Source organism: Polaromonas sp., assembly GCF_010365105.1.
GTDB lineage: Bacteria > Pseudomonadota > Gammaproteobacteria > Burkholderiales > Burkholderiaceae_C > Polaromonas.
On the sequence record NZ_JAAFGZ010000003.1, the window covers coordinates 115730 to 141284 of the forward strand.

Genomic DNA, 25555 nt, shown 5'->3' on the forward strand with positions numbered 1-25555 from the left:
CTTTTGAGAATGTCTTCGTTTCGGCAATGTTTTTAGGTCAACATGACCGAAACCATCTATAGATGGCGGCAGGTAGGAAGGCAAACAGCAATTTATCGAGCAATCCGACAATTACCGGGGTCAAGCGTGCGTAAGACGACCTACGATTGCACGTGCATCCATACTGTCAGTCTTGCCCATTACCCACGCGGAAAATTTCATGATCAAAACATCAACGGATAAAAATAAAATCAAATTTCTTCTTTTGGAAGGCATTCATCCATCGGCCATTGATGTGCTGAAGGCAGCGGGCTACACGCAGATCGAAAGCCTGGCCGGTGCCATGCCCGACGACGAACTCAAGCGCAAGATTGCGGATGTCCATTTTGTCGGCATCCGATCACGCACACAACTGACTTCAGATGTGTTTGCCCATGCGTCGAAACTTGCAGCAGTCGGCTGCTTTTGTATTGGCACCAACCAGGTCGACCTGATAGCAGCACGCGAACGCGGCATTGCAGTATTCAATGCGCCCTTCTCCAATACCCGCTCGGTTGCTGAACTGGTGCTGGCAGAAGCTATCTTGCTGCTACGCGGGGTTCCTGAAAAAAGTGCTGTCGCACACCGGGGCGGCTGGCTCAAGTCTGCCGAAAATGCTTACGAGATTCGCGGCAAGACCCTGGGCATCGTGGGGTACGGGTCGATTGGCACGCAACTGTCGGTGTTGGCCGAGGGACTTGGCATGCGCGTAGTGTTTTTCGATGTAGTCACCAAACTGCCTCTCGGCAATGCACACCAGGTGGGCAGCCTGAAAGATCTATTGGCGCAGTCTGATGTCGTTACCCTGCATGTTCCGGAAACGCAGGCAACACAATGGATGATTGGCGCTACCCAGCTTGCTGAAATGAAACCGGGCAGCGTGCTGATCAATGCCTCACGAGGAACAGTCGTTGCGATTGAACCGCTTGCCGAAGCCTTGCGACAGAAAAAACTGCTTGGAGCTGCGATCGATGTATTTCCAGTCGAACCGCGCAGCAACAAGGACATGTTCGAATCACCCTTGCGCGGCCTGGACAATGTCATCCTGACGCCGCACGTTGGTGGTTCAACGATGGAGGCGCAAGCCAACATTGGTATCGAGGTTGCCGAAAAACTGGTGAAATACAGTGACAACGGCACGTCAACATCTTCCGTCAATTTTCCCGAAGTGGCCTTGCCCGCCCATCCTGGCAAACACCGTTTGCTGCATATTCACCGCAATGTACCGGGTGTGCTGTCCGAAATCAATCGCGTATTTTCCGATAACCACATCAACATCGCTTCCCAGTACTTGCAGACCAATGATGCGGTCGGTTACGTTGTCATTGATATTGATGCAACGCATTCCGACATGGCACTTGCCAAGCTGGCAAATGTCCCAGGAACCATTCGCAGTCGCGTTCTTTTCTAGAGCGTATCCGCTCTAACTATCAAAGACTGTGAAGGAACCGGGCCGAATAAAGTGGGATCGAAGCCAAATTTGGAGGTGCAAATCATGCCCTGGCAACGAGGAAAAGCGTATGCGAAGGATCTGCGTGAGCGGGTATTTGCGGCAACGGGCACTCTTGGGCAGATGGCTGTTCGATTTGGCGTGAGTGCGTCATATGTGTCGCGAGTGCGTTCGCGCCACAGCCGACTGGTCCAGGCCAGCCCAGGGGTTCAAGGCAACCACATGCCGCTGCGTCTGGGGCCGTTCAAGCCCGATTTGCTCAAGCAAGTTGCCTTGGCGTCCGAGCAGACGCTGGCTCAACTTTGCCAGTAGGTCAAAGCCGAGCACGGCATTGCCGTGGGAACAAGGGCGATGTGCAAGACGTTGGCCCGGTTCGGGCTGACGCTAAAAAAAAGACGCTCTATGCCCGCGAGCAGCAGCGCCCCGACGTTGCACAGGCGCGAGCGGCCTGGAAGTCCGAGCAGCCCGTGATGCAGGCGGGGCGGTTGATCTTTCTTGATGAAACGTGGGCCACCACCAGCATGACGCCCACCTGGGGCCGCTCGCCAAGAGGCGCGCGCTGTGTGGGCTATGCCCCTCAAGGCCACTGGCACACCACGACGTTTGTCTGCGCGTTGAGTGTCCGGGGACTCCTGGCGCCCTTGGTGCTTGCCGGCCCATCAACGGCAATGCCTTTGTAGCCTGGATTGAGCAATTCCTTGCGCCCGAGTTGCGGGCCGGGGACACCGTGGTGATGGACAACCTGAGCTCTCACAAAGTCGCCAGAGTCCAGGCAGCCATTGAAGCGGCAGGCGCGACGCTACGCTAACTGCCGCCCTACAGCCCGGACCTCAACCCGATCGAGCAAAGCTTTTCCAAGCTCAAGACCTTGCTGCGCAAAGCTCAGGCACGCACGCTCCAAGCACTGTGGAGCGCCGTTGGCGCCTTGCTGGACCTTTTTGGCCCTAGCGAATGCGAGCGCTACATTCGCCATTGCGGCTATTGCCAGTTAGGGTGAAACCGCTCTAGCATTGCGCGTCATCGACACCCAAAACCGAATCTTGGAAAATTACAGAAAATAAGTTGCTTTATCCGATCAATGCGCCAAGCCGCACAGTCAGATCAATTAGAACAAGCCACGACTCGCCGCAAAGCTCACCGCTTGCGCGCGTGTGCGGACATTGAGTTTTCGGTAAATATTCTTGATGTGCGTGTTGACAGTCTGGGCACTGATAACCAGACGGGAGCCAATTTCAGTGCTTGTGTAGCCTGAAGCAACCAGTTTAAGAACCTGCTTTTCACGCTCCGACAGCTTTTCCTTGTTTTTGCTTTCCTGCAGAGCTTGCGTCTGGGTCTGGGGCTGTTCAAACTTGTTGAGCAATCGACGTGCGAGATTGGGAGTGATCGACGCGCCACCATTGACGACCTGGAGAACAGCTTGCGGAAAATTACCAAACCAGGAATTTTTGACCAGGTAACCGGTGGCACCCAGTTCAAAGGCATGCAAGGCATGCTGCTCGTCTTCCATTGCCGAGATAACAATGGCCTCCGCCATGGGACGAACGGTCTTCATGTACTCGATCAGCGCAAAACCGGTACCGTCTCCCAAGTTGAGATCGACCAGCATCACATCAAACTCATTTTGGCTGATCAGGCGACGGCCTTCCTTGACACTGCTTCCCTGACCCAGCAGATTGATGCGCAGGTCGGCCAACAATTCATGTGCAATGACGCGGCTCATGTGTGGATCGTCATCAATCAACAGCACACGAACAGGTTGTTCCGCCTGGCCTGTCAAAAATCCAGGCCACATCGACGGCAAGCCGCTGTGCGGCGCCAAATTGTGACTAGACGACATGGCTGTGTTTTTTATCAGAAAGTCTGAAGCGACTTGTGATTCGTTACGAATTTCCATGGTTTTTCCCTTGCCTTTCGCTTCCAGACTATTTTTTTAAGCATGAGACATTCGGTTGTCAGCTTACTGACTTTTACGGATGTTTATCTGGAAATTTGTTACTTATTTACTCCTCATGCTTACACCGTAGAGCCTATTGATACGCAAAACCAAGGAAAAATCTATCGGTCATGGGCCTTATTTACTTTTAGTAACGTGAATTTCTCACGGATACTCATCTTTTCAATCTTGGAAAACATGTTGAAGGTCAGTCTTTATGTTCAGTCAAGAGCAATGGCTGAGCTTTCCATAACTTTTGAATTACAAAAAACTATGTAACCGACAAAAGTGCCCGTGGATGGCATGGACAAATGCCTGTTAGCCAGCCCTTAGCGCCGCCTTCAGATCACGCCCAATCTCGGGCCGCTCCGCAAACGGATCGGTCGGATGGGTCTGCTGCACGATGCATTCCATGCGGTTTTTCACATTTCCCAGCGCCTTGGGATGGCTGAAGATGTAGAACTGGTCAGCCGCCATGGCGTCGAACACTTTTTGCGCGACCTCCGCCGCCGTCACCTTGCCGGAACCCACGGCCTTGTCGGTCATGGCCTGTCCAATCAGCTGGCTTCGCGTCGGTTTTTCAGCCTCCACGCCAGCGGGACGGTTGCGGTGACTCTGGCTGATGCCGGTGGGCACGAAATACGGACACAGCACGCTGGCGCCGATCTGGTCGCTGACCAGCCGCAAGTCCTGGTAAAGCGTTTCGCTCAGGGAGACCACAGCATGTTTGCTGACGTTGTAGACACCCATATTGGGGGGATTGAGCAGCCCGGCCATGCTGGCGGTATTGACGATATGTCCCTGCCATGACGGGTCTTTGGCGGCAGCGGCCAGCATCATGGGTGTGAACAGCCGAACGCCGTGAATGACGCCCCACAGATTGACGCCCAAAACCCATTCCCAGTCCTTGACCGTGGTTTCCCAGACCAGTCCGCCCGATCCGACGCCGGCGTTGTTGAAGACAAAATGCGGCGCGCCAAATCGCTCGAACACCGCCTGGCTCATGGCTTCCATCTGCTGTGCATTGGCTACGTCGAGCCTGAAGGAAAGCACCTCTGCGCCCGCCGACGTCATCTCGGCACTGGCCTGGTCCAGCGCGTCCTGCTGCACATCGACCAGCACCAGGTTCATGCCCAGTTTTGCGCCAATGCGCGCACATTCGAGGCCAAAGCCCGAACCGGCGCCGGTCAGCACGGCGGTCTTGCCCCTGAAATTCGTGATCATCTGTAACTCCTTGAAAATTAAATGCTGCGCAACATTTCGATATGGGCAATGCCGTCTTCGAAGTAAACCGGCCCGGCCTTGTGAAAGCCATGCTGTCGATAAAAACCCTCCAGATGGGCCTGCGCGCCTATCCTGATCACTTGCGCGCCCCACGCCTGCAACAGGCAGTCCACGGCGTGGCGCATCAGGGCATGCCCTGCCCCGGTGCCCCGCACAGCAGCCCCGGTCGCCACGCGGCCAATGCTGGCTTCGGCAAACTTGCGGCCCGCGTCAAAACAACGGGCATAGGCCACCAGTCTGCCTTGCAAGCTGCCCAGCAAATGGATCGCCTGCGCGTCGGCACCGTCCATGTCCTGAAAAATGCAGGCTTGCTCGACCACAAAAACTTCACTGCGAAACTGAAGCACGGCATAAAGCTGGGCAGCGCTCAGCTGATCGAACGCCAGACAACGCCATTCAATGCCGTTCATGCCGACTCGGCGGCCTTGAGCAAATAGCCGACGCGCGGGAAATGCACATGCACCAGACCGGCCTGTTCGTCGGTGCGGCGCAGCGTGTAATGCATCCGGGTGGCGGCCACCAGTTCGCCCTGCGTCGGCTCCTGGCCGAAGGTCTCGGCACAGACCTGCACCGCGCTGCCCAGTGCAAGTCCATGCTCATTGAGAAAAACATCGTCGTGCAGGGCAGAAGGTGTGGACGCGGCGGCAACCGCGATGGCTTCCTGCGCACTGGATTTTTCCATGGCACCATGGCCAATCGCGGCCATGCGGTCCATCCATTCCGGCACCGCCGGCGTGGCATCGAGCAGTCCGGCGAGTACCGAGGTGCGCACCCTTGTGAACCACAGCGGGTGGTACATCGCGAAGTCGGTGATGCACGGCATGTCGCCCAGCAGGAAAGGCCGGTCGTCGAGCATGTCGGACAGGCGGCGCAAATACGACCGGTATGCCGCGGCAGCATCCTGCGGGCGCTGGCGGGCCATGCCGCCGCTCATCGCCTTGCGGTCCTGGGCAAACGCCTGGGCTGATTCAGGTGGTGCGTGCTCGAACAGCTGGGCGAATCCCCTGGGCTGCAGGTTGTACGCCATCGAAGTCCAGAACAGCGTGGTGTCGGCCCATTGCGCCAGGGTGCGCGCCATGCCCTTGCTGGGCTCGGGGTACAGCGGGGGCAGCGGCGCGATATGCTCCAGCACGTCGGCAATCAACGCCGTGTCGCAGTAGATGTCGGCGCCAATCTGCAGCACCGGCGCCCGGCGATAGCCACCGGTCAGGGCGATCAGGTCGGGCTTGGGGCTCACCATCGGGATGACCACCGACTTCCAGGGAATATTCTTGTAGCCCAGCATCAGCCGGACTTTTTCGGAAAAGGGCGAGGACGGGTAGTGGTGAAGGATCAAGGTCGGCGGCGTGGTCATGCAGTACTCCTGAAAAATTGGGATTATTGGACGACTCAAACTTGTCGGGGCATGGCCCGGTCGATGATGCTGTCGAAATCGGTGCCTGAAGCCAGCGTGCCGAAGGTCTGGCCCCAATGGCCGGCCAGGCGCGAGTCGCAAAAGGCGTCTGCCACCGCAGCCGGGGCGCTGCGCCACAGCAGCGCGGCCTGCAAGGCCAGCGCCACATCCTGCGCGAGGCGCCTGGCCTGCCATTCGGACGCCAGGTCTTCAAGACGCGCGGGCAAGGCGGCGGCCAGCCGGTCAAGCGCCGGATGCGCGCCTTTGGCGACCAGCAATTCCTGCACCAGCGCGGCCACGGCGTCCGGCTTGCGCAGGGCGCGCAGCAGGTCCAGCGCCATGATGTTGCCCGCGCCTTCCCAGATCGAATTGACCGGCATTTCGCGGTAGATGCGCGCCATGACGCCTTCGCCGCCCTCCTCCACGTAACCGTTGCCGCCCAGGCATTCCATGGCTTCCTGCGCAAACTGGCTGCCGCGCTTGCAGATCCAGAACTTGGCCACCGGCGTCAGCAGGCGCGACAAGGCTTGCTCGTGCGCGCTGTCTTGATGATCAAAACACCTTGCAAGCCTGATGGAAAGAGCGCAGGCAGCTTCACTTTCAATCGCAAGGTCGGCCAGCACGTTGCGCATCAGCGGCTGCTGAATCAGCGGCTTGCCAAAAGCGGTGCGCTGGGTCGTGTGGTTCAGCGCCAGGCTGAGTGCCTGCCGCATCAGCCCGCTGGTGCCCAGCGCGCAGTCGAGCCGCGTCATGGTGCCCATGGCGAGGATTTGCGGCACGCCCCGGCCTTCCTCGCCGACCAGCCAGGCGCTGGCAGCGCTGAACTCGACCTCGGCGCTGGCATTGGCCTTGTTGCCGAGCTTGTCCTTCAGGCGCTGGATCTGGATGGCATTGCGCGTGCCGTCGGGCAGCACGCGCGGCAAAAACAGGCACGACAGACCGGCCGGCGCCTGCGCCAGGATCAGGAAGGCGTCGCACATCGGCGCCGAGAAGAACCATTTGTGGCCGGTCACGGCAAAACGCTGGCCCCAGGCATCGCTGCCGTCAGGCGCGGCCTGCGTGGTGTTGGCGCGAACGTCCGAGCCGCCCTGCTTTTCCGTCATGCCCATGCCCATGGTGACGCCCGGCTTGTCGCGCCAAAGCTTGAGCGCCGGGTCGTAGTGGCGACTGGTGAGTTTGGGCGCCCAGTCGGCGTAGATCGCTGCATTGCTGCGCAGCGCCGGCGTGACGGCATAGGTCATGGACACCGGACACAGGCTGGACGGCTCCAGTTCAGTGAACAGCATGAAGCCTGCGGCGCGTTCGACATGCGGGCTGCGCCCACCCCGGCCCTTCCCCAGAGGGGGAGGGAGTAAGTCAAGCGGTTCCTGCGCAGGAGCGTCGCCTTTTTCAGCCCACGGCGCGCCATGCAGCCCCGCACCCACCGATGCTGCCATCAGCGCGTGGTAGCTCGGGTGAAATTCGACTTCATCGAGGCGCCGGCCGAAACGGTCATGGGTGTGCAATTCGGGCAAATGCACATTGGCCAGCCGCGCATGTGCCTGCATCCCGGCCGTTCCCAGCCGGGCGCCGAGTTGCATCAGTCCGGTTGTATCCAGCCCCGGCGCGTTGAACTTCAACGCATCGCGCAAGGGCCGGTTGCCCTCGAACAGGTTGTAGTTGACCAGCGGCTCGGGCTGGTTGAAGACTTCATGGGTTCTGTCCATGGCGGCCTCCTGGCTTGCAAACAAGCTAGTTCAGCTTGACCAGTTGCTTGCCGAAGTTCTTGCCCTTCAGCAGGCCTAGAAAGGCTTCAGGCGCAGCTTCCAGTCCTTCGGCAATCGACTCGCGGGGATGCAGCTTGCCGGTGGCGACCAGCGTGGCGAGTTCCTTCAGCGCTTCCGGCCAGATCTCCATGTGCTCGCTGACGATGAAGCCCTGCACCTTGAGGCGATTCGTCAGGATCAGCGCCGGGTAAGTCAGCGGCAGCGGCTTGCCGTCATAGCCGGCAATCATGCCGCACACGGCAATGCGGCCAAAGGCATTCATGCGCAGCAGCACGGCATCGAGCACCATGCCGCCGACGTTTTCAAAGTAGCCGTCGATGCCGTCGGGACACGCTTCTTTCAGCGCCCTGGACAGCGATGCCGCGTCCTGGTGCAGCTTGTAGTCGATACAGGCGTTAAACCCGAGTTCCTCGACGGCGTAACGGCATTTTTCCGGGCCACCGGCAATGCCGACGGTGCGGCAGCCGCGCGCCTTGGACAAGGCCGCAAACGCGCTGCCGACAGCACCGGTGCCGGCGCTGACCACCATGGTTTCACCGGCCTTGGGCGCAATGACCTTGACCAGGCCATACCAGGCCGTGACGCCCGGCATGCCGACCGCGCCCAAATAATAGGACAGCGGCACATGCGCGGTATCGACCTTGCGCAGCGCGCCGGGCTCGTCGGCGTTCACCACGCTGTAATGCTGCCAGCCGCCCATGCCGACCACCTTGTCGCCTGCCTGGAACTTGGGCGAACGACTTTCCACCACTTCGCCGACGGTGCCGCCGCCCATCACTTCACCCAGCGGCTGCGGTGCGGTGTAGCTTTTGGAGTCATTCATGCGGCCGCGCATGTAGGGGTCAAGGCTGAGGAAATGGTGGCGTACCAGAACCTGGCCGTCCTGCAAGGCAGGGGTTTCAGTGCTGACCAGCTTGAAATTGCTGGCGCTGGCTTCACCGGCGGGCCGGTTGTCGAGCAGGAATTGTTGATTGGCGGGCATAAAAAATCTCCTTGGGTTGGCTTGTCGTTCTGAAATCAGAATTTACTATGAAATCAATAGCTGTCAGCGCAGGTACAGCATGCGAAAAAGCATGATTTGACCTATAAAAACCGGTTTTCAATCGGTTGAAATCGGGCCACCGGGCGAACCGGACACCTGCGCATTCCCTGCAGTGCCGGCTTGGCGCCTGACGTATTTGAAGGTGCCGGTCGCGTGGGCGCACGCCTGGCCTTTGGCATCGTAAATCGTGGCTTCGGTAAAAGCCAGCGACGCGGTGCGGTGCATCAGCCGGCCCTTCGCGATGAGCTGGCTGCCGTCGCCCGGCGCGGGCCGCATGAAGCTGGTTTTCATCTCGATGGTGACCACGCCCATGTCTTTTTGCACGCTGCGCGCGGCCACCGCCATGGCCACGTCGAGCAGCGTCATGCAGGCGCCGCCATGGGTGACGGCAAAGGAATTGAGGTGTTCGGGCCGGGGCGTGTAGCCAAGCGTTGATTCGCCACCCTCGAACCGTTCGAGCGTGAAGCCCAGCAGCGTGACAAAAGGAATTTCTGCGCCGAAGTTCATGACCTGCCTAACAAAATGGAAGCATCACCTTCAACCCCGCAGGGGCCGCGGAACCGGCTTTGCCGGGCCGCAGGCGCAGCGACCCCTTCGGGGGGCAGCGAACCACACGAAGTGGGGAGCGTGGGGGCCATTCCTAACCACCCGTGATGACCGACACGCCGCCATCGACCGCCAGCCACTGGCCTGTGATGTGCTTGCCGGCATCCGACGCATACAGCACGCACAGACCCTTCAGGTCTTCGTCGTCGCCCAGACGGCCCAGCGGCGCATGGGCAGCTAGCTTTTCCTCGCCCATGGCCTTGAGCGTGCCCACCGTCATGCGGCTGGGGAAAAAGCCCGGGCAAATCGCATTCACGGTGATCTGGTTCACGCCCCATTCACAGGCCAGCGCGCGGGTGAAATTGATGACTGCGCCCTTGGACGTGTTGTAGGCAATGGTGGTCATGCCGCGCGGGTTGCCGCCCAGGCCGGCAATCGACGCCACATTGATGATGCGGCCGCTCTTGCGCGGAATCATGCTGTGCTTGGCGATGTGCTGCGACAAGATGAAGTAGCCGCGCACGTTGAGGTTCATCACCTTGTCCCAGGCATCGACCGGATGGTCTTCGGCGGGAGCCCCCCAGGCGGCGCCGGCGTTGTTGACCAGAATGTCCACATGGCCGAAACGCTTGATGGTTTCATCGGCCAGAGCGCGGATGTCAGCCTCTTTGGAGCAGTCGGCGGCAATCCAGTCCACGTCGATGCCGGCGGCCTTCAGCACGGCGGCGGACTCCTCCAGGTCTTCGGCCTTGCGGGAACTGAGCATGACGCGGGCGCCTGCTTCACCAAGCGCCTGTGCCAGTTGCAGGCCCAGGCCACGCGAGCCGCCGGTAACAAGTGCGGTTTTGCCCTTGAGGTCGAAAAGTTGCTGGATGGTACGGGTCATGGATCAGTCTCCTTGCAGGGTTTGTTGAATTTCGTAGTCGGACGGGTTCAAAACAGGCATCATTCTTTAATTTTCGAACGTATATAGATCAGGAAAAAGCCGATGGCCGCTGCCAGCGCGCCGCCCATCATCATCAGCCAGCCCGTGTCCTCGTCGCTGCGCTCGACCCAGACGCCCCAGACCAGGGCCAGCAGTCCACCATAGATCAATATCCAGGTCAGCGCACCCAGGCGTGCCAGGGATTTATTGATCTCGGCTCCAGCCGATTTCTTGAAATAGCCCATCAGAAAGACGCTTCAGGAAAGTCGGCACATGTGCGGTCGCGGTTGCAGACCACCTGAAGCCAGGCGGCTGTTTTTGGCAGCTCATAATGGTAAAAGTAGCGCATTGCGCCCATCCTGCCTGTATTTTCAGCTATTGATTGTGTAGCATCCGACGCTTGCACGGCCAGCGCCACGTCCAGCCATATCCAGGCCAGTACGGTATGGCCGAAAGCCTGCATATAGGGCACGGCATTGGCCAGCGCATCGCCGGGTTCGCCTGTGGCCCAGGCCGCCCGTGTGGCTTCGCGGACTTGTTCCAGCGCTTCGGCCAGCGCATCGGCATGGGTGGCGAGCTCGGGCAGGTGGCTGGCACGGGCGGCCGTGGCCGTGATTCGCGCGGCCAGCAGTTCAAGGCCCCGACCGCCTTCCATCAGCACCTTGCGGCCCAGCAGATCCATCGCCTGAATGCCGTGCGTGCCTTCGTGGATCATGTTCAGCCGGTTGTCGCGCCAGTACTGCTCGACCGGAAAATCGCGCGTGTAGCCGTAGCCGCCAAGCACCTGGATCGCCAGCGAATTGGCTTCGAGGCACCATTCGCTGGGCCAGCTCTTGGCGATGGGCGTCAGCACTTCGAGCAGCAGCCGCGCCTCGTCGGCCGCCTGCGGGGCGGCGGTGTGCTGCTCATCGACCAGCCGGGCGCAGTAGAGTTCGAGCGCCAGCGCACCCTCGCAGTACGACTTTTGCGCCAGCAGCATGCGCTTGACATCGGCATGCTCGATGATGCGGCTTTGTGGAGCGGAAGCGTCCTTGCCGGCGCCCGTCATGGGCCGGCCCTGCGGCCGGTTCCTGGCGTAGTCGAGCGACGCGTGATAGCCCGCCATGCCGAGCATGGTGGCCGCCATGCCGATGGCGATGCGCGCCTCGTTCATCATGTGGAACATGCAGCGCAGGCCTTCATGCGGCTTGCCGACGAGATAGCCGACCGCGCCGGCCTCTCCATTGACGGGGTACTTGCCTTCGCCAAAGTTAAGCAGCGTGTTGGTCGTGCCGCGCCAGCCGAGCTTGTGGTTGAGCCCCGCCAGCGCCACGTCGTTGCGAACGCCGGTCAATTCGCCGTCGTTACCGACCAGCTTCTTGGGCACGATGAACAGCGATATGCCTTTGGTGCCGGGGATCAGGCGACCGTCGGCGCCGGGAATCTTGGCCAGCACCAGGTGGATGATGTTGTCGGTCAGCTCGTGCTCGCCGGCCGAAATCCACATCTTGTTGCCCTTGAGGCGATAGCGCGGGCCAAGCGGGTCGGACTCGAAATCAGCGCCGTCGGGCAGCGCACGCGTGGTGATGTCGCTCAGCGAGGAACCGGCCTGCGGCTCCGATAGACACATAGTTCCCGAAAAACGGCCTGAAAATTCGTTTTTGGCGAACACGTCCTTTTGCATCGGCGTGCCATGCACCATCAGCAAATTGGCATTGCCCGTGGTCAGCAGGCTGGACCCCATGCTGACCGACGCCATGGCAAAAAAAGCGTTGGCGGCGGCTTCGACCGTGTAAGGCAGTTGCATGCCGCCAACGTTGTAGTCCTGCGCGGCGCCAAGCATGCCCGACGCGGCATAAGCCTTTTGCGCATCGTGCGTGGCTTGCGGCAGGATGACTTTTTCACCGTCAAACTGCGGCTCCTGCGTATCGACCAGGCGGTTGAACGGCGCGTATTTCTCGCGCGCGATGCGCTCGCAGGTGTCGAACACCGCATCAAAGGTTTCACGGCTGTGGTCGGCAAAGCGCTCGCGCTGGTTGAGCGATTCGGCGCCCAGCCAGGGGTAGAGCAGAAAATCGATGGTGGAACGAAGGCTCATGGGGTGATCCTCAAGGCAAGGGCTGCAGCGCAAACCGGACACCGAAGATGCGAAGATTTCGCAAAAAGTTACAAAAACCCAATGAGGCCAGGCTTTGCAATTTCTTCGGCGTGCCGGACAGGTTTGTTGCCAAGCCGGTTTTACAGCACTTCAAAAATACCCGCAGCGCCCATTCCGCCGCCAATGCACATGGTCACGCAGACATGCCTGGCACCGCGCCGCTTGCCTTCGATCAGCGCATGGCCGGTCAGGCGCTGGCCGGTGACGCCGTAGGGGTGGCCGACGGCAATCGCGCCGCCGTTGACATTGAGCCGGTCCATGGGAATGCCCAGCTTGTCGGCGCAATACAGCACCTGCACGGCAAAGGCTTCATTCAGCTCCCACAGATCAATGTCGCTGACCTTCAAGCCCAGCTTGGCCAGCACCTTGGGAATGGCAAACACCGGGCCGATGCCCATTTCGTCAGGCTCGCAGCCGGCGACGGCAAACCCCAGGAAGCGGCCCAGCGGCGCCAGGCCCTTGCGTTCGGCGGTTTTCTCGTCCATCACCACCACCGCGCCGCCGCCGTCCGAGAACTGGCTGGCATTGCCGGCCGAAATCAGGCCGCCGGGAATGGCAGAGCGCAGGCCGCTGATGCCTTCCTGGGTGGTGCCGGCGCGAATACCCTCGTCCTGGCTCACGGTGACCTGTTTGGTCATCAAGCCCATGACCTTGTCGGCGACGCCCATGGTCACGGTGATGGGCGCAATCTCGGCCTCGAACAGGCCGGCGGCCAGCGCAGCCGTGGCTTTTTGCTGGCTGGCGGCGCCGTATTCGTCCATGCGCTCGCGGCTGATTTCATAGCGCTTGGCGACCTGCTCGGCGGTCTGCAGCATGTTCCAGTAAATCTCGGGCTTGTTCTTGAGCAACCAGTCTTCACGCGCCATGTGGGTGTTCATTTCCTGCTGGACACAGGAAATACTTTCAACGCCACCGGCGACAAAAATATCAGCCTCGCCGGCAATGATGCGTTGCGACGCCAGCGCAATCGCCTGCAAGCCGGAGGAGCAAAAGCGGTTTACGGTCATGCCAGAGACAGTGACAGGGCAACCGGCACGCAGGGCAATCTGGCGCGCAATGTTGTAGCCCGTTGCACCTTCAGGGTTGGCGCAGCCGATGATGACGTCGTCGACTTCACCGGCTTCGATGCCGGCGCGTGCAATGGCATGCTGGACGGCATGGCCGCCCAGTGTGGCACCGTGCGTCATGTTGAAAGCGCCCTTCCAGCTCTTGGCCAGAGGGGTGCGTGCGGTGGAAACAATTACAGCTGAAGTCATGAAAATCTCCGAATAGGGGCTTGGGCGTTAGGGGCAGCGGATCAGTTGAAGGATTTGCCTTCAGCGGCCAGCCGGGCCAGCAGCGGCGCGGGCTGCCAGAAACTGGCATCGTCCAGCGGATTCCTGGCAAAGCGCTTCATCGCCTGCACCACGTTAAAGAGGCCCACCTGGTCGGCGTACAGCATCGGGCCGCCCCGGTAGAGCGGAAAGCCGTAGCCCATCAAATACACCATGTCGATGTCGCTGGCCTTGGAGGCAATGCCTTCTTCGAGGATGTGCGCGCCTTCATTGACCAGCGAATACACCAGCCGCTGGACGATTTCCTCATCCGAAATCTTGCGCGGCGTGATGCCCAGCGAGGCGCGGTGATCCTCGATCATCCTGACCACTTCCGCATTGGGAATGGCGTCGCGTTTGCCGGCCGCGTAGTCGTACCAGCCAGCGCCGGTTTTTTGGCCAAAGCGGCCTTTCTCGCACAGCAGGTCAGCGGTCTTGCTGTACTTCATGCCTGGTTTTTCCTGGTAGCGGCGCTTGCGAATCGCCCAGCCAATGTCGTTACCTGCCAGGTCGCCCATGCGGAACGGCCCCATAGCAAAGCCGAATTTCTCAATCGCCTTGTCCACCTGCGCCGGCGTGCAGCCCTCGTCGAGCAAAAAGCCACCCTGCCGGCCGTACTGCTCAATCATGCGGTTGCCGATGAAACCATCGCACACGCCCGAGACCACGGCCGTCTTGCGGATTTTCTTGGCAACGGCCATGACCGTGGCCATGACGTCCTTGGCGGTCTTGTCGCCTCGCACCACTTCGAGCAGCTTCATGATGTTGGCCGGGCTGAAGAAATGCAGGCCGACCACGTCCTCGGGACGCTTGGTGAACGAGGCGATCTGGTTCAGGTCCAGCGTGGAGGTGTTGGAGGCCAGAATCGCACCAGGCTTCATCACACGGTCGAGTTCAGTGAAAACTTTTTCCTTGACGCCCATTTCTTCGAACACGGCTTCGATCACCATGTCGGCATCGGACAGGTCGTCGTAGCTCAGCGTGGTGCTGAGCAGGCTCATGCGCTGCTCGTACTTGTCCTGCTTGAGCTTGCCTTTCTTGACCTGCGATTCGTAGTTTTTGCGAATCGTGGCAATGCCCCGGTCCAGTGCATCCTGCTTCATCTCCAGCATCTTGACGGGAATGCCGGCGTTCAGGAAATTCATGGCAATGCCGCCACCCATGGTGCCGGCGCCAATGACGGCAATCGAATTGATTTCACGTTTTGGCGTGTCGGCAGGCACGTCGGGAATTTTGGATGCTGCACGCTCGGCCATGAAGATATGGCGCAGCGCGCGGCTTTCGGGCGTGAACATCAGGCTGGTGAAGAACTCGCGCTCAATGCGCATGCCTTCGTCAAATTTCTGCTTCGTCGCTGCTTCCACCGCATCGACGCACTTGAGCGGTGCGGGGAAATTCTTCGCCATGCCCTTGACCATGTTGCGCGCGAACTGGAAATAGGCATCGCCGTTGCGGTGCTTGCACGGCAGGTCGCGCACCAGCGGCAGCGGGCGGGTGTCGGCAATCGCCTGGGCAAAGGCAAATGCCTCGTCGGCCAGCGTCTCAGGCGACGAGGCCATCTTGTCAAACAGCTTCTGGCCCGGAATTTGCGCCAGCATTTCGCTCTTGACCGGCTCGCCGCTGACGATCATGTTCAGTGCCGGCTCGACGCCCAGGGCGCGCGGCAAACGCTGGGTGCCGCCCGCGCCCGGCAGCAGGCCGAGCTTGACTTCCGGCAGCGCCACGCTGCAGCCTGGTGCGGCAATGCGGTAATGGCATCCCAGCGCCAGTTCCAGACCACCACCCATGCAGACCGAATGAATCGCGGCCACCACCGGCTTGGACGAATTTTCAACTGCCAGGATGACGCTCAGCAGATTGGGTTCCTGCATGGCCTTGGGCGAGCCGAACTCCTTGATGTCGGCGCCGCCCGAAAAGGCCTTGCCGGCGCCGGTGATGATGATGGACTTGACGGCCATGTCGTCGTTGGCCTTTTGCAGGTCGTTCGTGATGCTCAGCCGTGTGGCATGGCCCAGGCCGTTGACGGGCGGATTGCTCAGGGTGATGACTGCCACCGAGCCGTGAACTTCGTAGAGGGTTGTCATTGCGATTGTCTTTCCTTGATTGAAATTTCAGTGGTGAGGCAACGGCCAGCAAACAGCACCGTGGCGGGCAACTGGCAAGCGCCAGGAAAATAGTACGACCGTTCTTTTCTTATTGTAGGGAGGCTTGCGGGAGTCACTAAGCGCGAAAGATACGGGTTTACCCGGTTTTTGTCCCAGCCGTGACAAACCCGCCAGATTCTTACACCTCCAGCCACTCCTTTCGGATATAGGCATCGGCGCGCAGGCTGTCAGGCGTGCCGTCGAACACAATGCTGCCGTGGCCCATGACCAGCGCCCGGTCCGAAATGGCCATGGCGATCGTCAGTTTCTGCTCGATCAACAGCACCGAAATACCTTTGGCCTTCAGGGTTTGAAGGTACTGGCCGACCAGCTCGACGATCTTGGGCGCCAGGCCTTCGGTCGGCTCGTCGATGATGATCAGGTCCGGGTCGCCCATCAGCGTGCGGCACAGCGTGAGCATCTGCTGCTCGCCGCCTGACAGCACGCCCGCTTCGGTGTGCTGGCGCTCGCGCAGCCGGGGGAACAGCGCATACATGTCGTCGAACGACCAGCGCGAGCCCTTGCCCGAACCCTTCTGGCCGAGCAACAGGTTCTGGTACACGGTGAGCTTGGGAAAAATGTCGCGGTTCTCGGGCACGTAACCCAAGCCCAGATGGGCAATCTGGTAGGCCTTCCTGCCGACGATTTCTGCATTTTTCCAGAGGATGGAACCCTTGCAATCGACCAGCCCCATGATGGCCTTGGCAGTGGTCGAACGGCCAGAGCCATTGCGTCCCAGCAGGGCGACAATTTCACCCGGCCGGACGTCGAAAGAAACGCCATGCAACACGTGGCTCTTGCCGTAATAGGCATGGAGGTCGGTGAGTTTGAGCATGGAAGAGGCGACGCTGCCTTTGAGGTCATGTTGCATGTCAGTGTCCCTGCCCTTGCGCATCCGCCACCGATGAGCCCAGGTAGGCTTCCTGCACCCGCTGGTCGGCGCGAACGGCTTCGGGCACGTCATAGGCAATGATTTCTCCATAGACCACCACGGCAATCTTGTCGGCAAGTCCGAACACCACGCCCATGTCGTGTTCGACCGTCAGCAGGGTCTTGCCCACCGTGACTTCCTTGATGAGGGTGATGAAACGGCTGGTTTCGGAGCGGCTCATGCCCGCCGTCGGCTCGTCCAGCAGGATCACCCCGGCGCCGCCCGCAATCGTGATGCCGATTTCCAGCGCGCGCTGCTCGGCGTAGGTCAGGTTGGTGGCGAGGACATCGCGCTTCTTGTCGAGCTTGATCATGGCCATCAGTTCGTCGGCCCTGGCATTGGCGTCAATCAGGTTGGCGAGGAATTTGAGGAAGGTGTATTTGTAGCCCAGGCTCCACAGCACGCCGCAGCGCAGGTTCTCGAACACGCTGAGCTTGGGAAAGATGTTGGTGATCTGGAAACTGCGCGACAGCCCCATGCGGTTGATCTCGAAAGGCTTTTTGCCGTTGATGCGCTGGCCGCCCAGCAGCACGTCCCCGCTGCTGGGCTCGAAGCGCCCGCTGATCAGGTTGAACAGCGTCGATTTGCCAGCGCCGTTCGGCCCGATGATGGCCACCCGTTCGCCCGCGTTCACGGCCAGGTTGATGCCGCGAATGATCTCGGTCTTGCCGAAGCTTTTTCTAAGGTTTTTAAGCTCCAGCGCAGGACTGGCGTGAGGCGCAATGTCAGATTTCATAGCAGCTCCCGGCGTTTTATTTCGGTTTCAATCTCGTCCTGGGTACGGCTCCATTGCATCCGGAACTTGCGGCGTGCCAGTTCGAACAGCCCCAGTCCAACCAGGAAAACAAGAGCCGAAGCCATCCAGGTGCCGGTCCGGGTGGCGTTCAGCGTCAAGCCCATGAACTTCAGTTCCGGGCCGACCGCTGCGTTGAGTTGCAGGTGATAGATCATCTCGACCATGGCGGCAGCGCCCATCAGGGCGGCGAAGGCGGTGACGGCCAGCGCCAGATAGCCAGGCCAGAGTGGCCTCAACTTGCCAAACGACGCGACCCGCAGGTTCATCATGATCAGGCTGGCCAGGCCGCCGGGCGCATACATCACCATGAACAAAAAGATCAGGCCGACATACAGCAGCCAGGCCATCGACAGCTCGGACAGGAGAATGAGCGACAGCACCAGTAGCCCAGCCCCGATGATCGGCCCGAAAAAGAAGGTGGCGCCGCCCAGGAAGGTGAACAGCAAAAGGCTGCCCGAGCGCACGCCGCTGACCACCTCGGCGGTCACGATTTCCGAGTTGATGGCCGCCAGCCCGCCGCCGATGCCGGCAAAGAAGCCGGCAATGATGAAGGCGTAGTAGCGCACGCGCTGGGTGTTGTAGCCGATGAACTCGACCCGCTCGGGGTTGTCGCGCACCGCATTCAGAATGCGGCCCAGCGGCGTCCGGGTGAAGGCGAACATGGCGGCAGTACAAAAAAAGCAGTACACGGCGATCAGGTAATACACCTGAATTTGCGGACCAAAGGTGATGCCGAATACCGGCTGGCCGTAGGCGCGATTCGTGGTGATGCCGCCCTCGCCGCCAAAAAATCCGGGAAACATCAGCGACATGGCAAACACCAGTTCGCCCACGCCCAGCGTGATCATGGCAAAGGTAGTGCCGGCTTTCTTGGTGGTGACATAGCCGAGCAGCACGGCAAAGAACAGTCCCGACAGGCCACCGACCAGCGGTATCAAACTGAGCGGGATGAAAAAACGGCCGCTGGCCGCCAGGTTCATCGCGTGGATCGCCAGGAAGGAACCCAGCCCGGCATACACCGCATGGCCGAAGCTGAGCATGCCGCCCTGCCCCAGCAAAATGTTGTAGCTCAGGCAGATGATGACCAAGTAGCCGGCCTGCGACAGCATGGTCAGCGACAGGCTGCTCTTGAACAGCAGCGGCGCGGCGATCAGCAGCAGTGCATACAGCGACCAAATCAGCCAGCGGCCGATGTTGAGAGGTTTGAACTGGTAATGCCTGCTTGGTGTGTTTGTTGTGGTCATGTGCTGGTTTCCTTAACCTTCCCGCGTACCCAGAAGGCCCTTGGGCCGGAAGATCAGGATCAGCACCAGAAACAGAAACGGCAGGATGGGCGCGACCTGCGAAATGGTCAGCTTGAGCAGTGGATAGCCAAAGGTTTCGGGCGTTACCGCGTAATTGAAATGGCTAAGGAGCGTCACCAGCGACTGGTCCATGGCCACGGCAAAGGTCTGGATCAGGCCAATCAGGATGGACGCCAGAAAAGCGCCGCTGAGCGAGCCCATGCCGCCCACCACCACCACCACGAAAATGATGGCGCCGACCGAGCCGGCCATGGCGGGCTCGGTGATGAAGGTGTTGCCGCCGACCACGCCGGCCAGTCCGGCCAGCGCCGCGCCGCCACCGAACACCAGCATGAACACCCGGGGCACGTTGTGACCCAGGGCTTCCACCGTTTCCGGGTGCGTCAGGGCAGCCTGAATCACCAGCCCGATTCGGGTGCGTGTCAGCAGCAGCCAGATGCCGGCCAGCATGGCCAGCGAGATGAACATGATGAAGGCGCGCGACTTGGGAAAGTTGGTGCCGAACACGGTAAACAGCGGCCCCTGCAAACCTTCGGGCAGCACGTAATTGACCGCCGCCCGGCCCCAGATGAGCTGCACCAGCTCGAGCAGCAGGTAAGACAGGCCAAAGGTCACCAGCAGTTCCGGCACATGGCCGAACTTGTGGACCTTGCGCAGACAAAAGCGCTCAAAGGCCGCGCCCAGGGCAAACACCACCAAAGGCGCGAACAGCAGCGACCACCAGAAGCCGATGACCTGTGACAGGCTGTAGGCGACATAGGCGCCGACCATGTAAAACGAAGCATGGGCAAAGTTGAGCACGCCCATCATGCTGAAGATCAGCGTCAGGCCGGAGCTGAGCATGAACAGCAGCAGCCCGTAGCTCAGTCCATTGAGCATGGAGATGGTAAAAAACTCCAGATTCATCGTGTCGTGCCCGGAAAATAAATGAAAAGGCCCGAGCTTGTCGGGCCTTGGAGGTTCAAAGCCGGCCTGTCAGCGTCTGGTTAAAGACCTGCTCAGGAAGGCCGCTTCATCTGGCACGAGGTTGGCGTGCTGGCCACATAGGCTTCGTAATACTTCACCGGCACAAAGGTGTAGCCGGTGTTTTCAGAGTCATACGGGTACTTGCCGCCGGCTTTTTCCCAGCGGTCAATAAACAGGCCCTGCTGCAACTGGTGGTCAGTCTTGCGCATCTCGACCTCGCCGTTGAAGCTCTTGAAACGCAGGCCTTCCATGGCCTTGGCGACCAGAGCAGGCTCGGTCGACTTGGCCTGGGCCATGGCCTCTGTCAGGATGGTGAAGGCGTGATAAATGGCGCCGGTGTACATGTCGTCATTGAATTTCTTCTTGAATTCGGCCATGGCCTGCTGGATGTCGCCGCCCAGGTTCAGGTGGTTGTAAGAAACCTGATAGACCCGACCCGCCGAAGCGGCGCCCATGGCGGTTGGCGTGCCGGTTACGCCGCCATAGTAGGTGTAGAACTTCACATTGTTCAGCCCGGCCTCGTTGGCGGCCTTGATCAGCAGCGACAGGTCCGAGCCCCAGTTGCCGGTGATGACAGTGTCGGCACCCGACTGCTTGATCTTGGCCACATAGGGTGCGAAGTCGCGCACCTGCGCCAGCGGATGCAGGTCGTCGCCGACGATCTGGATGTCGGGCCGCTTGGTGGCCAGATTGGCCTTGGCAAACTTGGACACCTGCTGGCCGTGCGAATAGTTCTGGTTGATCAGGTAGACCTTCTTGATGTCTGCCTGGTCCTTCATGAAGGCGGTCAGCGCCTCCATCTTCATCGACGTGTCGGCGTCGAGCCGGAAATGCCAGTAATCGCACTTGCTGTTGGTCAGGTCCGGGTCAACTGCTGCGTAGTTCAGGTACACCACTTCCTTGCCCGGATTGCGCTCGTTGTACTTGGACAGCGCGTCGATGATCGCCAGCGCCGGGCCCGAGCCGTTGCCCTGCACCACGTAGCGCGCGCCCTGGTCGATGGCCGACTTGAGCGCGTTGGTGGTTTCCTGCGGGCTGAGCTTGTTGTCGATGCCGATGATCTCGAACTTCACGCCGGCCTTGTTTTTCTGGCTGAAACGCTCGGCCAGAAACTGGAAGCTCTTGAGCTGGTTGGTGCCCACCGCCGCCATCAGACCCGACAAGGGGTCGAGCCAGGCGATTTTCACCGTCTGGTTCAGGTTGACCGCGCCGGCCGCTGGCGCAGCCGCCCTGGCGGGCGCGGGTGCCTGGGCCAGGCTCAGGCCCGAATACAGCAGGGCCGATGCGGCCACGGCGATTGCTACACGCCGGCGAACCAAATAACGATGGGTTGTCATCCCTTGTCTCCTGAATAATGGGTGGAACTGCAAACGGACCGAACCAGTCAGTCACCGGCAAAGGTTAGGGGAAAAGCTCTTTCACCCTGTCAGGGAATCCCCTATCGGATGTCGCTAGAGAGACTGTTGCCCCCACGGTCGCCCACTGCGTGTGGCTTCCTGCCCCCCGAGGGGGCCACTGCGCCTGCGGCCCGGCGAAGCCGGTTCCGCAGCCCCACTCTGGCTTGGAGAGTGCCATGCCCCCACGCTTGTTGCTTCGCGTACTGCCCCCGGGGCCGTTGCGCTTTCACCTGCGGTCCTGGCTGGCATGGGCATGGCGTCACGCATTAATCGCTTTCAAGCCTGTGGCAATTGGTAATCCTTGAGCAACTCGCGCAGCCGTGTCTTGAGCATCTTGCCGGTCGCGCCCAGTGGAATTGCATCGACGAAGACCACGTCGTCGGGAATCTGCCATTTGGCGGTCTTGCCTTCGTAGAACGCCAGCAGTTCCTCACGGCTGACCTCCATACCGGGCTTTTTCACCACCGCGATGATAGGACGCTCGTCCCACTTCGGGTGCGCCATGCCGATGCAGGCGGCCATGAGGATGGCAGGATGCGCCACGGCGATGTTCTCGATGTCGATCGAGCTGATCCATTCACCACCCGACTTGATCACGTCCTTGCTGCGGTCGGTGATCTGCATGTAGCCGTCGGCGTCGATGGTCGCCACATCGCCGGTCGGGAACCAGCCGTCCACCAGCGGGTCGCTTGTGCCTTTGTAGTATTCGCGGATGATCCACGGCCCCTTGACCAGCAGGTCGCCATAGGTCTTTCCGTCCCATGGCAGTTCCTTGCCCGAGCCGTCCACAATCTTCATGTCCACGCCGTAGATGGCCCGCCCCTGCTTGAGGCGGATCTTCATCTTCTCGTCGGCCGACAGGCTGTCGTGCTTGTTCTTCAGGGTGCACAGCGTTCCCAGCGGGCTCATTTCGGTCATGCCCCAGGCATGCAGCACTTCCACGCCGTAGTCGTCGTTGAATGCCTGGATCATGGCCGGCGGGCAGGCCGAGCCGCCAATCACCGTTCTGCGCAGGCTTGAAAAACGCAGGCCTGCAGGTTTCATGTGCGTCAGCAGCATCTGCCAGACGGTAGGCACGCCGGCGGCATAGGTCACTTTTTCGGCCTCGATCAGCTCATACACCGACTTGCCGTCCAGCGCAGGACCCGGAAACACCAGCTTGGCGCCGGTGAGCGCTGCCGAATACGGAATACCCCAGGCATTGACGTGGAACATCGGCACGACCGGCAGGATGGCATCGCGCGCCGAGATGCTCATCACGTCGGGCAGCGCCGCTGCATAGGCATGCAGCGTGCTGGAGCGGTGGCTGTAGAGTGCCGCCTTCGGATGGCCGGTGGTGCCGCTCGTGTAGCACATGCTCGACGCTGTGTTTTCATCGAAGCTTGGCCAGTCGTAATCGCCCGCCTCCCCGCCCATCCAGCTTTCATAGCTTTGCAAGCCGGGAATACCGGTATCTTGCGGAAGCTTGTCCGCATCGCACAGGGCGATGTAGTGCTTGATGGTGGTGCAATTGGCATGCACCGCCTGCACCAGCGGCAGGAAGCTCAGGTCAAAGCACAGCACCTGGTCTTCGGCATGGTTGGCGATCCAGGCGATCTGCTCCGGGTGCAGGCGCGGGTTGATGGTGTGCAGCACCCGGCCCGAGCCGCTGACGCCGTAGTACAGCTCGAAGTGCCGGTAGCCGTTCCACGCCAGCGTGGCGACACGGTCGCTGAAACCGAGCTTCAGCGCGTCCAGCGCATGGGCCACCTGGCGCGAGCGCCGGGCTGCTTCCCGGTAGGTGTAGCGATGGATGTCGCCCTCGACCCGGCGCGAAACGATTTCCGCGTCGCCGTGGTGGCGCGCAGCAAACTCGATCAGTGATGAAATCAGCAAGGGCTGGTCCTGCATTAAACCTAACATCGTCTGCGTCCTTTTTTTATCGCCCGGTCGGGCATGCCATGAAAATCGTGTGAACCGGCCTGCATGGTACAGGCCGCTTTTCACGGATTGCTTCGGGAAAGTGCCTACCTACGCCGCCTTGGCGACAGGCTGCAACGCAAAACACAACACTTACCCCTTGCTGCACAGGGCTGCTTGCCCTACTACACAATAAAGTCATGAGCACTGCCTTGGACATCCCCTTCACCCTCCACCCGCCGTCTGCCGTGCCTGATATGGCCTGGACCAACTCCTTTGCCACGCTGGGCACGGATTTCTTCACCGAACTGAAGCCTCAGCCGCTGCCTTCGCCCTACTGGGTTGGACGCAACCGTGCGCTGGCCCGTGAACTGGGGCTGCAGGACGAGTGGCTTGAATCGGCCGAGACGCTGGCCGCGCTCACCGGCAACCAGTTGCTGCCCGGCACCCGGCCACTGGCCAGCGTGTACAGCGGACACCAGTTTGGCGTCTGGGCCGGTCAGCTGGGCGATGGCCGGGCCATCCTGCTGGGCGAAATGCAGACACGCAAGGGACCGCAGGAAATCCAGCTCAAGGGCGCGGGCAAGACGCCGTATTCGCGCATGGGCGATGGCCGGGCCGTGCTGCGCAGTTCGATCCGCGAATTTTTGTGTTCCGAAACCATGCACGGGCTGGGCATTCCCACCACGCGCGCGCTGTGCGTGACCGGGTCGGACGCGCCGGTGCGCCGCGAAGAAATCGAAACCGCGTCCGTCGTGACGCGTACCGCGCCGAGCTTCATCCGCTTCGGCCATTTCGAGCATTTCAGCCACCGCAACCAGCACGTCCAGTTGAAAACCCTGGCCGACTACGTCATTGACCGCTTTTATCCCGAATGCCGGGAAGCGAAGCAGCCTTATGCAGCCTTCCTGCAGGCGGTCAGCGAACGAACCGCGCACATGATGGCGGCCTGGCAGGCCGTCGGCTTTTGCCATGGCGTGATGAACACCGACAACATGAGCATCCTGGGGTTAACGATCGACTACGGCCCGTTCCAGTTCCTCGATGCGTTCGACCCCGGCCACATCTGCAACCATTCGGACGAACAGGGCCGCTATGCCTACAACCGTCAGCCCAACATGGCCTACTGGAACCTGTTTTGCCTGGGCCAGGCCTTGCTGCCGCTGATAGACAACCAGGAAGACGCGCTGGCCGCGCTGGAATCGTACAAAACCGTGTTTCCCGAAGCCCTGCAGGCACGGATGCGCGCCAAGCTGGGCTTGCCCGATGCGCAGGAAGAAGATCAGGCGTTGATTGAAAGCACCTTCCGGCTGCTGGCGGCCAACAAGGTGGACTACACGATCTTCTGGCGCCGGTTGTGCGGCTTTACCGCGCAAAGCGGCCATGAACCGGTACGCGACCTGTTTTTCGACCTGGAATCGTTCAATGCCTGGGCGCTACAGTATTCAGAGCGCATAGCACCCGTGGATATTGCGCAAAGAGCCGATTTGATGCTTAAAAGCAATCCAAAATACGTGTTGCGCAACCACCTGGGTGAAGAAGCCATCCAGGCGGCGAAACTAAAAGACTTTTCGCAGGTCGACACCTTGCTGACGCTGCTGCAGGCCCCGTTTGACGAGCATCCCGGCCACGATGGTTTTGCCGGTTTTCCGCCCGACTGGGCCTCTTCGATTGCCATCAGCTGCAGTTCCTGATCACCTCCCACCCCCCGTTATCCAACACAACAGGACCCCACACCATGAGCGCCAAAATCCAGAAAACCGATGCCGAATGGAAAGCCCTGCTGGCTGAAAAAGGCGCGGAGCCCGTGGCGTTCAACGTCACCCGCCACGCCGCAACCGAGCGCCCCTTCACCGGCAAATACGATGCCAACCAGGCCGAAGGCACCTACCGCTGCATCTGCTGCGACGCCGAACTGTTCGACTCGTCGGCCAAGTTCGACGCGGGCTGCGGCTGGCCGAGCTTCTCAAGGGAAATCAAGGACGGCGCGATTGAAGAGCATGTGGACCGCGCCCACGGCATGACGCGAACCGAAACGGTTTGCGCGAATTGCGGCGCGCACCTGGGCCATGTGTTTCCCGATGGACCGACCGACACCGGCCTGCGCTATTGCATGAACTCGGCATCGCTGGATTTCAAGAAGCTGTGAGCCCCCACGCTCCCCACTGCGTGTGGTTCGCTGCCCCCCCGAGGGGGCCGCTGCGCCTGCGGCCCGGCAAAGCCGGTTCCGCGGCCCTTGCTGGGTTAGAGCGGGCAAACTGCCACTGTCTGCAGTCCCCGCTGCTGCTTCTTCAAAACCAAAACCGCTCCG

23 protein-coding genes and 1 pseudogene are annotated in these 25555 nt (G+C 60.5%); 6 read left to right on the forward strand and 18 right to left on the reverse strand.

The window, feature by feature from the left end; genetic code table 11:
* The first annotated feature begins 199 nt into the window (after positions 1-199).
* The 4 genes and pseudogenes from serA to GZ092_RS21195 all read left to right on the forward strand — a co-directional run bounded on the left by serA (position 200) and on the right by GZ092_RS21195 (position 2465).
* Positions 200-1429: a phosphoglycerate dehydrogenase gene (serA, locus tag GZ092_RS03015; protein WP_293634236.1), complete on the forward strand. Its 1230-nt coding sequence runs from the start codon at positions 200-202 to the stop codon at positions 1427-1429.
* A gap of 162 nt (positions 1430-1591) precedes the next feature.
* On the forward strand, positions 1592-1780 hold the full coding sequence (locus tag GZ092_RS03020) for a hypothetical protein (RefSeq protein WP_293634237.1): 189 nt from the start codon (positions 1592-1594) through the stop codon (positions 1778-1780).
* Positions 1781-1821: 41 nt separating this feature from the next.
* Complete coding sequence (locus GZ092_RS03025) at positions 1822-2148, forward strand: hypothetical protein (protein ID WP_293634238.1); 327 nt, start codon at positions 1822-1824, stop codon at positions 2146-2148.
* A 29-nt stretch (positions 2149-2177) separates the two neighbouring features.
* Positions 2178-2465, forward strand: a pseudogene (locus GZ092_RS21195) (transposase).
* 108 nt (positions 2466-2573) lie between these two features.
* Here GZ092_RS21195 and GZ092_RS03030 read toward each other — a convergent pair.
* The 18 genes from GZ092_RS03030 to GZ092_RS03115 all read right to left on the reverse strand — a co-directional run bounded on the left by GZ092_RS03030 (position 2574) and on the right by GZ092_RS03115 (position 23247).
* Entirely contained in the window at positions 2574-3305 is a 732-nt protein-coding gene (locus GZ092_RS03030; RefSeq protein WP_293634348.1) for a response regulator transcription factor, read from the reverse strand.
* 414 nt (positions 3306-3719) lie between these two features.
* Positions 3720-4625, reverse strand: a complete 906-nt coding sequence (locus GZ092_RS03035) for an SDR family oxidoreductase (protein WP_293634239.1) — start codon at positions 4623-4625, stop codon at positions 3720-3722.
* 17 nt (positions 4626-4642) lie between these two features.
* Positions 4643-5095 carry a GNAT family N-acetyltransferase gene (locus GZ092_RS03040; protein ID WP_293634240.1) on the reverse strand — a complete coding sequence of 151 codons (453 nt, stop codon included), beginning with the start codon at positions 5093-5095 and terminating at the stop codon, positions 4643-4645.
* Positions 5092-6039 carry a glutathione S-transferase family protein gene (locus GZ092_RS03045; protein WP_293634241.1) on the reverse strand — a complete coding sequence of 316 codons (948 nt, stop codon included), beginning with the start codon at positions 6037-6039 and terminating at the stop codon, positions 5092-5094. Before GZ092_RS03045 ends, GZ092_RS03040 begins: the two co-directional genes overlap by 4 nt.
* A 35-nt stretch (positions 6040-6074) precedes the next feature.
* On the reverse strand, positions 6075-7784 hold the full coding sequence (locus GZ092_RS03050; protein WP_293634242.1) for an acyl-CoA dehydrogenase family protein: 1710 nt from the start codon (positions 7782-7784) through the stop codon (positions 6075-6077).
* Between the two features lie 25 nt (positions 7785-7809).
* Positions 7810-8826: an NADP-dependent oxidoreductase gene (locus GZ092_RS03055; protein ID WP_293634243.1), complete on the reverse strand. Its 1017-nt coding sequence runs from the start codon at positions 8824-8826 to the stop codon at positions 7810-7812.
* Positions 8827-8943: 117 nt separating this feature from the next.
* Positions 8944-9393: a PaaI family thioesterase gene (locus tag GZ092_RS03060; protein ID WP_293634244.1), complete on the reverse strand. Its 450-nt coding sequence runs from the start codon at positions 9391-9393 to the stop codon at positions 8944-8946.
* A 133-nt stretch (positions 9394-9526) separates the two neighbouring features.
* Positions 9527-10318, reverse strand: a complete 792-nt coding sequence (locus GZ092_RS03065) for an SDR family oxidoreductase (protein ID WP_293634245.1) — start codon at positions 10316-10318, stop codon at positions 9527-9529.
* A gap of 59 nt (positions 10319-10377) precedes the next feature.
* Entirely contained in the window at positions 10378-10602 is a 225-nt protein-coding gene (locus GZ092_RS03070) for a hypothetical protein (RefSeq protein ID WP_293634247.1), read from the reverse strand.
* Positions 10602-12434: an acyl-CoA dehydrogenase gene (locus GZ092_RS03075; protein ID WP_293634249.1), complete on the reverse strand. Its 1833-nt coding sequence runs from the start codon at positions 12432-12434 to the stop codon at positions 10602-10604. Before GZ092_RS03075 ends, GZ092_RS03070 begins: the two co-directional genes overlap by 1 nt.
* 140 nt (positions 12435-12574) lie before the next feature.
* Entirely contained in the window at positions 12575-13750 is a 1176-nt protein-coding gene (locus GZ092_RS03080; RefSeq protein ID WP_293634251.1) for an acetyl-CoA C-acyltransferase, read from the reverse strand.
* Between the two features lie 41 nt (positions 13751-13791).
* Positions 13792-15891, reverse strand: coding sequence for a 3-hydroxyacyl-CoA dehydrogenase NAD-binding domain-containing protein (locus tag GZ092_RS03085; RefSeq protein WP_293634253.1), 2100 nt, complete (start codon positions 15889-15891; stop codon positions 13792-13794).
* A 199-nt stretch (positions 15892-16090) separates the two neighbouring features.
* A complete protein-coding gene (locus GZ092_RS03090) occupies positions 16091-16786 on the reverse strand; it encodes an ABC transporter ATP-binding protein (protein WP_293634350.1) in 696 nt (231 codons plus the stop codon).
* A 37-nt stretch (positions 16787-16823) separates the two neighbouring features.
* Positions 16824-17618, reverse strand: coding sequence for an ABC transporter ATP-binding protein (locus GZ092_RS03095; protein ID WP_293634255.1), 795 nt, complete (start codon positions 17616-17618; stop codon positions 16824-16826).
* The gene (locus GZ092_RS03100) at positions 17615-18922 is read right to left on the reverse strand and encodes a branched-chain amino acid ABC transporter permease (RefSeq protein WP_293634257.1); all 1308 of its coding nucleotides are present in this window, start codon (positions 18920-18922) and stop codon (positions 17615-17617) included. The genes GZ092_RS03095 and GZ092_RS03100 overlap by 4 nt, the downstream gene beginning before the upstream one ends.
* A gap of 12 nt (positions 18923-18934) precedes the next feature.
* Entirely contained in the window at positions 18935-19888 is a 954-nt protein-coding gene (locus GZ092_RS03105; protein ID WP_293634258.1) for a branched-chain amino acid ABC transporter permease, read from the reverse strand.
* 92 nt (positions 19889-19980) lie between these two features.
* Positions 19981-21285, reverse strand: a complete 1305-nt coding sequence (locus tag GZ092_RS03110) for a branched-chain amino acid ABC transporter substrate-binding protein (protein WP_293634260.1) — start codon at positions 21283-21285, stop codon at positions 19981-19983.
* Positions 21286-21621: 336 nt separating this feature from the next.
* A complete protein-coding gene (locus GZ092_RS03115; protein WP_293634262.1) occupies positions 21622-23247 on the reverse strand; it encodes a 3-(methylthio)propionyl-CoA ligase in 1626 nt (541 codons plus the stop codon).
* A gap of 254 nt (positions 23248-23501) precedes the next feature.
* Between GZ092_RS03115 and GZ092_RS03120 the strand changes: the two genes are divergently transcribed.
* Positions 23502-24938 carry a protein adenylyltransferase SelO gene (locus GZ092_RS03120; protein WP_293634352.1) on the forward strand — a complete coding sequence of 479 codons (1437 nt, stop codon included), beginning with the start codon at positions 23502-23504 and terminating at the stop codon, positions 24936-24938.
* Between the two features lie 44 nt (positions 24939-24982).
* Positions 24983-25393: a peptide-methionine (R)-S-oxide reductase MsrB gene (gene msrB / locus GZ092_RS03125; protein ID WP_293634264.1), complete on the forward strand. Its 411-nt coding sequence runs from the start codon at positions 24983-24985 to the stop codon at positions 25391-25393.
* The last annotated feature ends 162 nt before the right edge of the window (positions 25394-25555 follow it).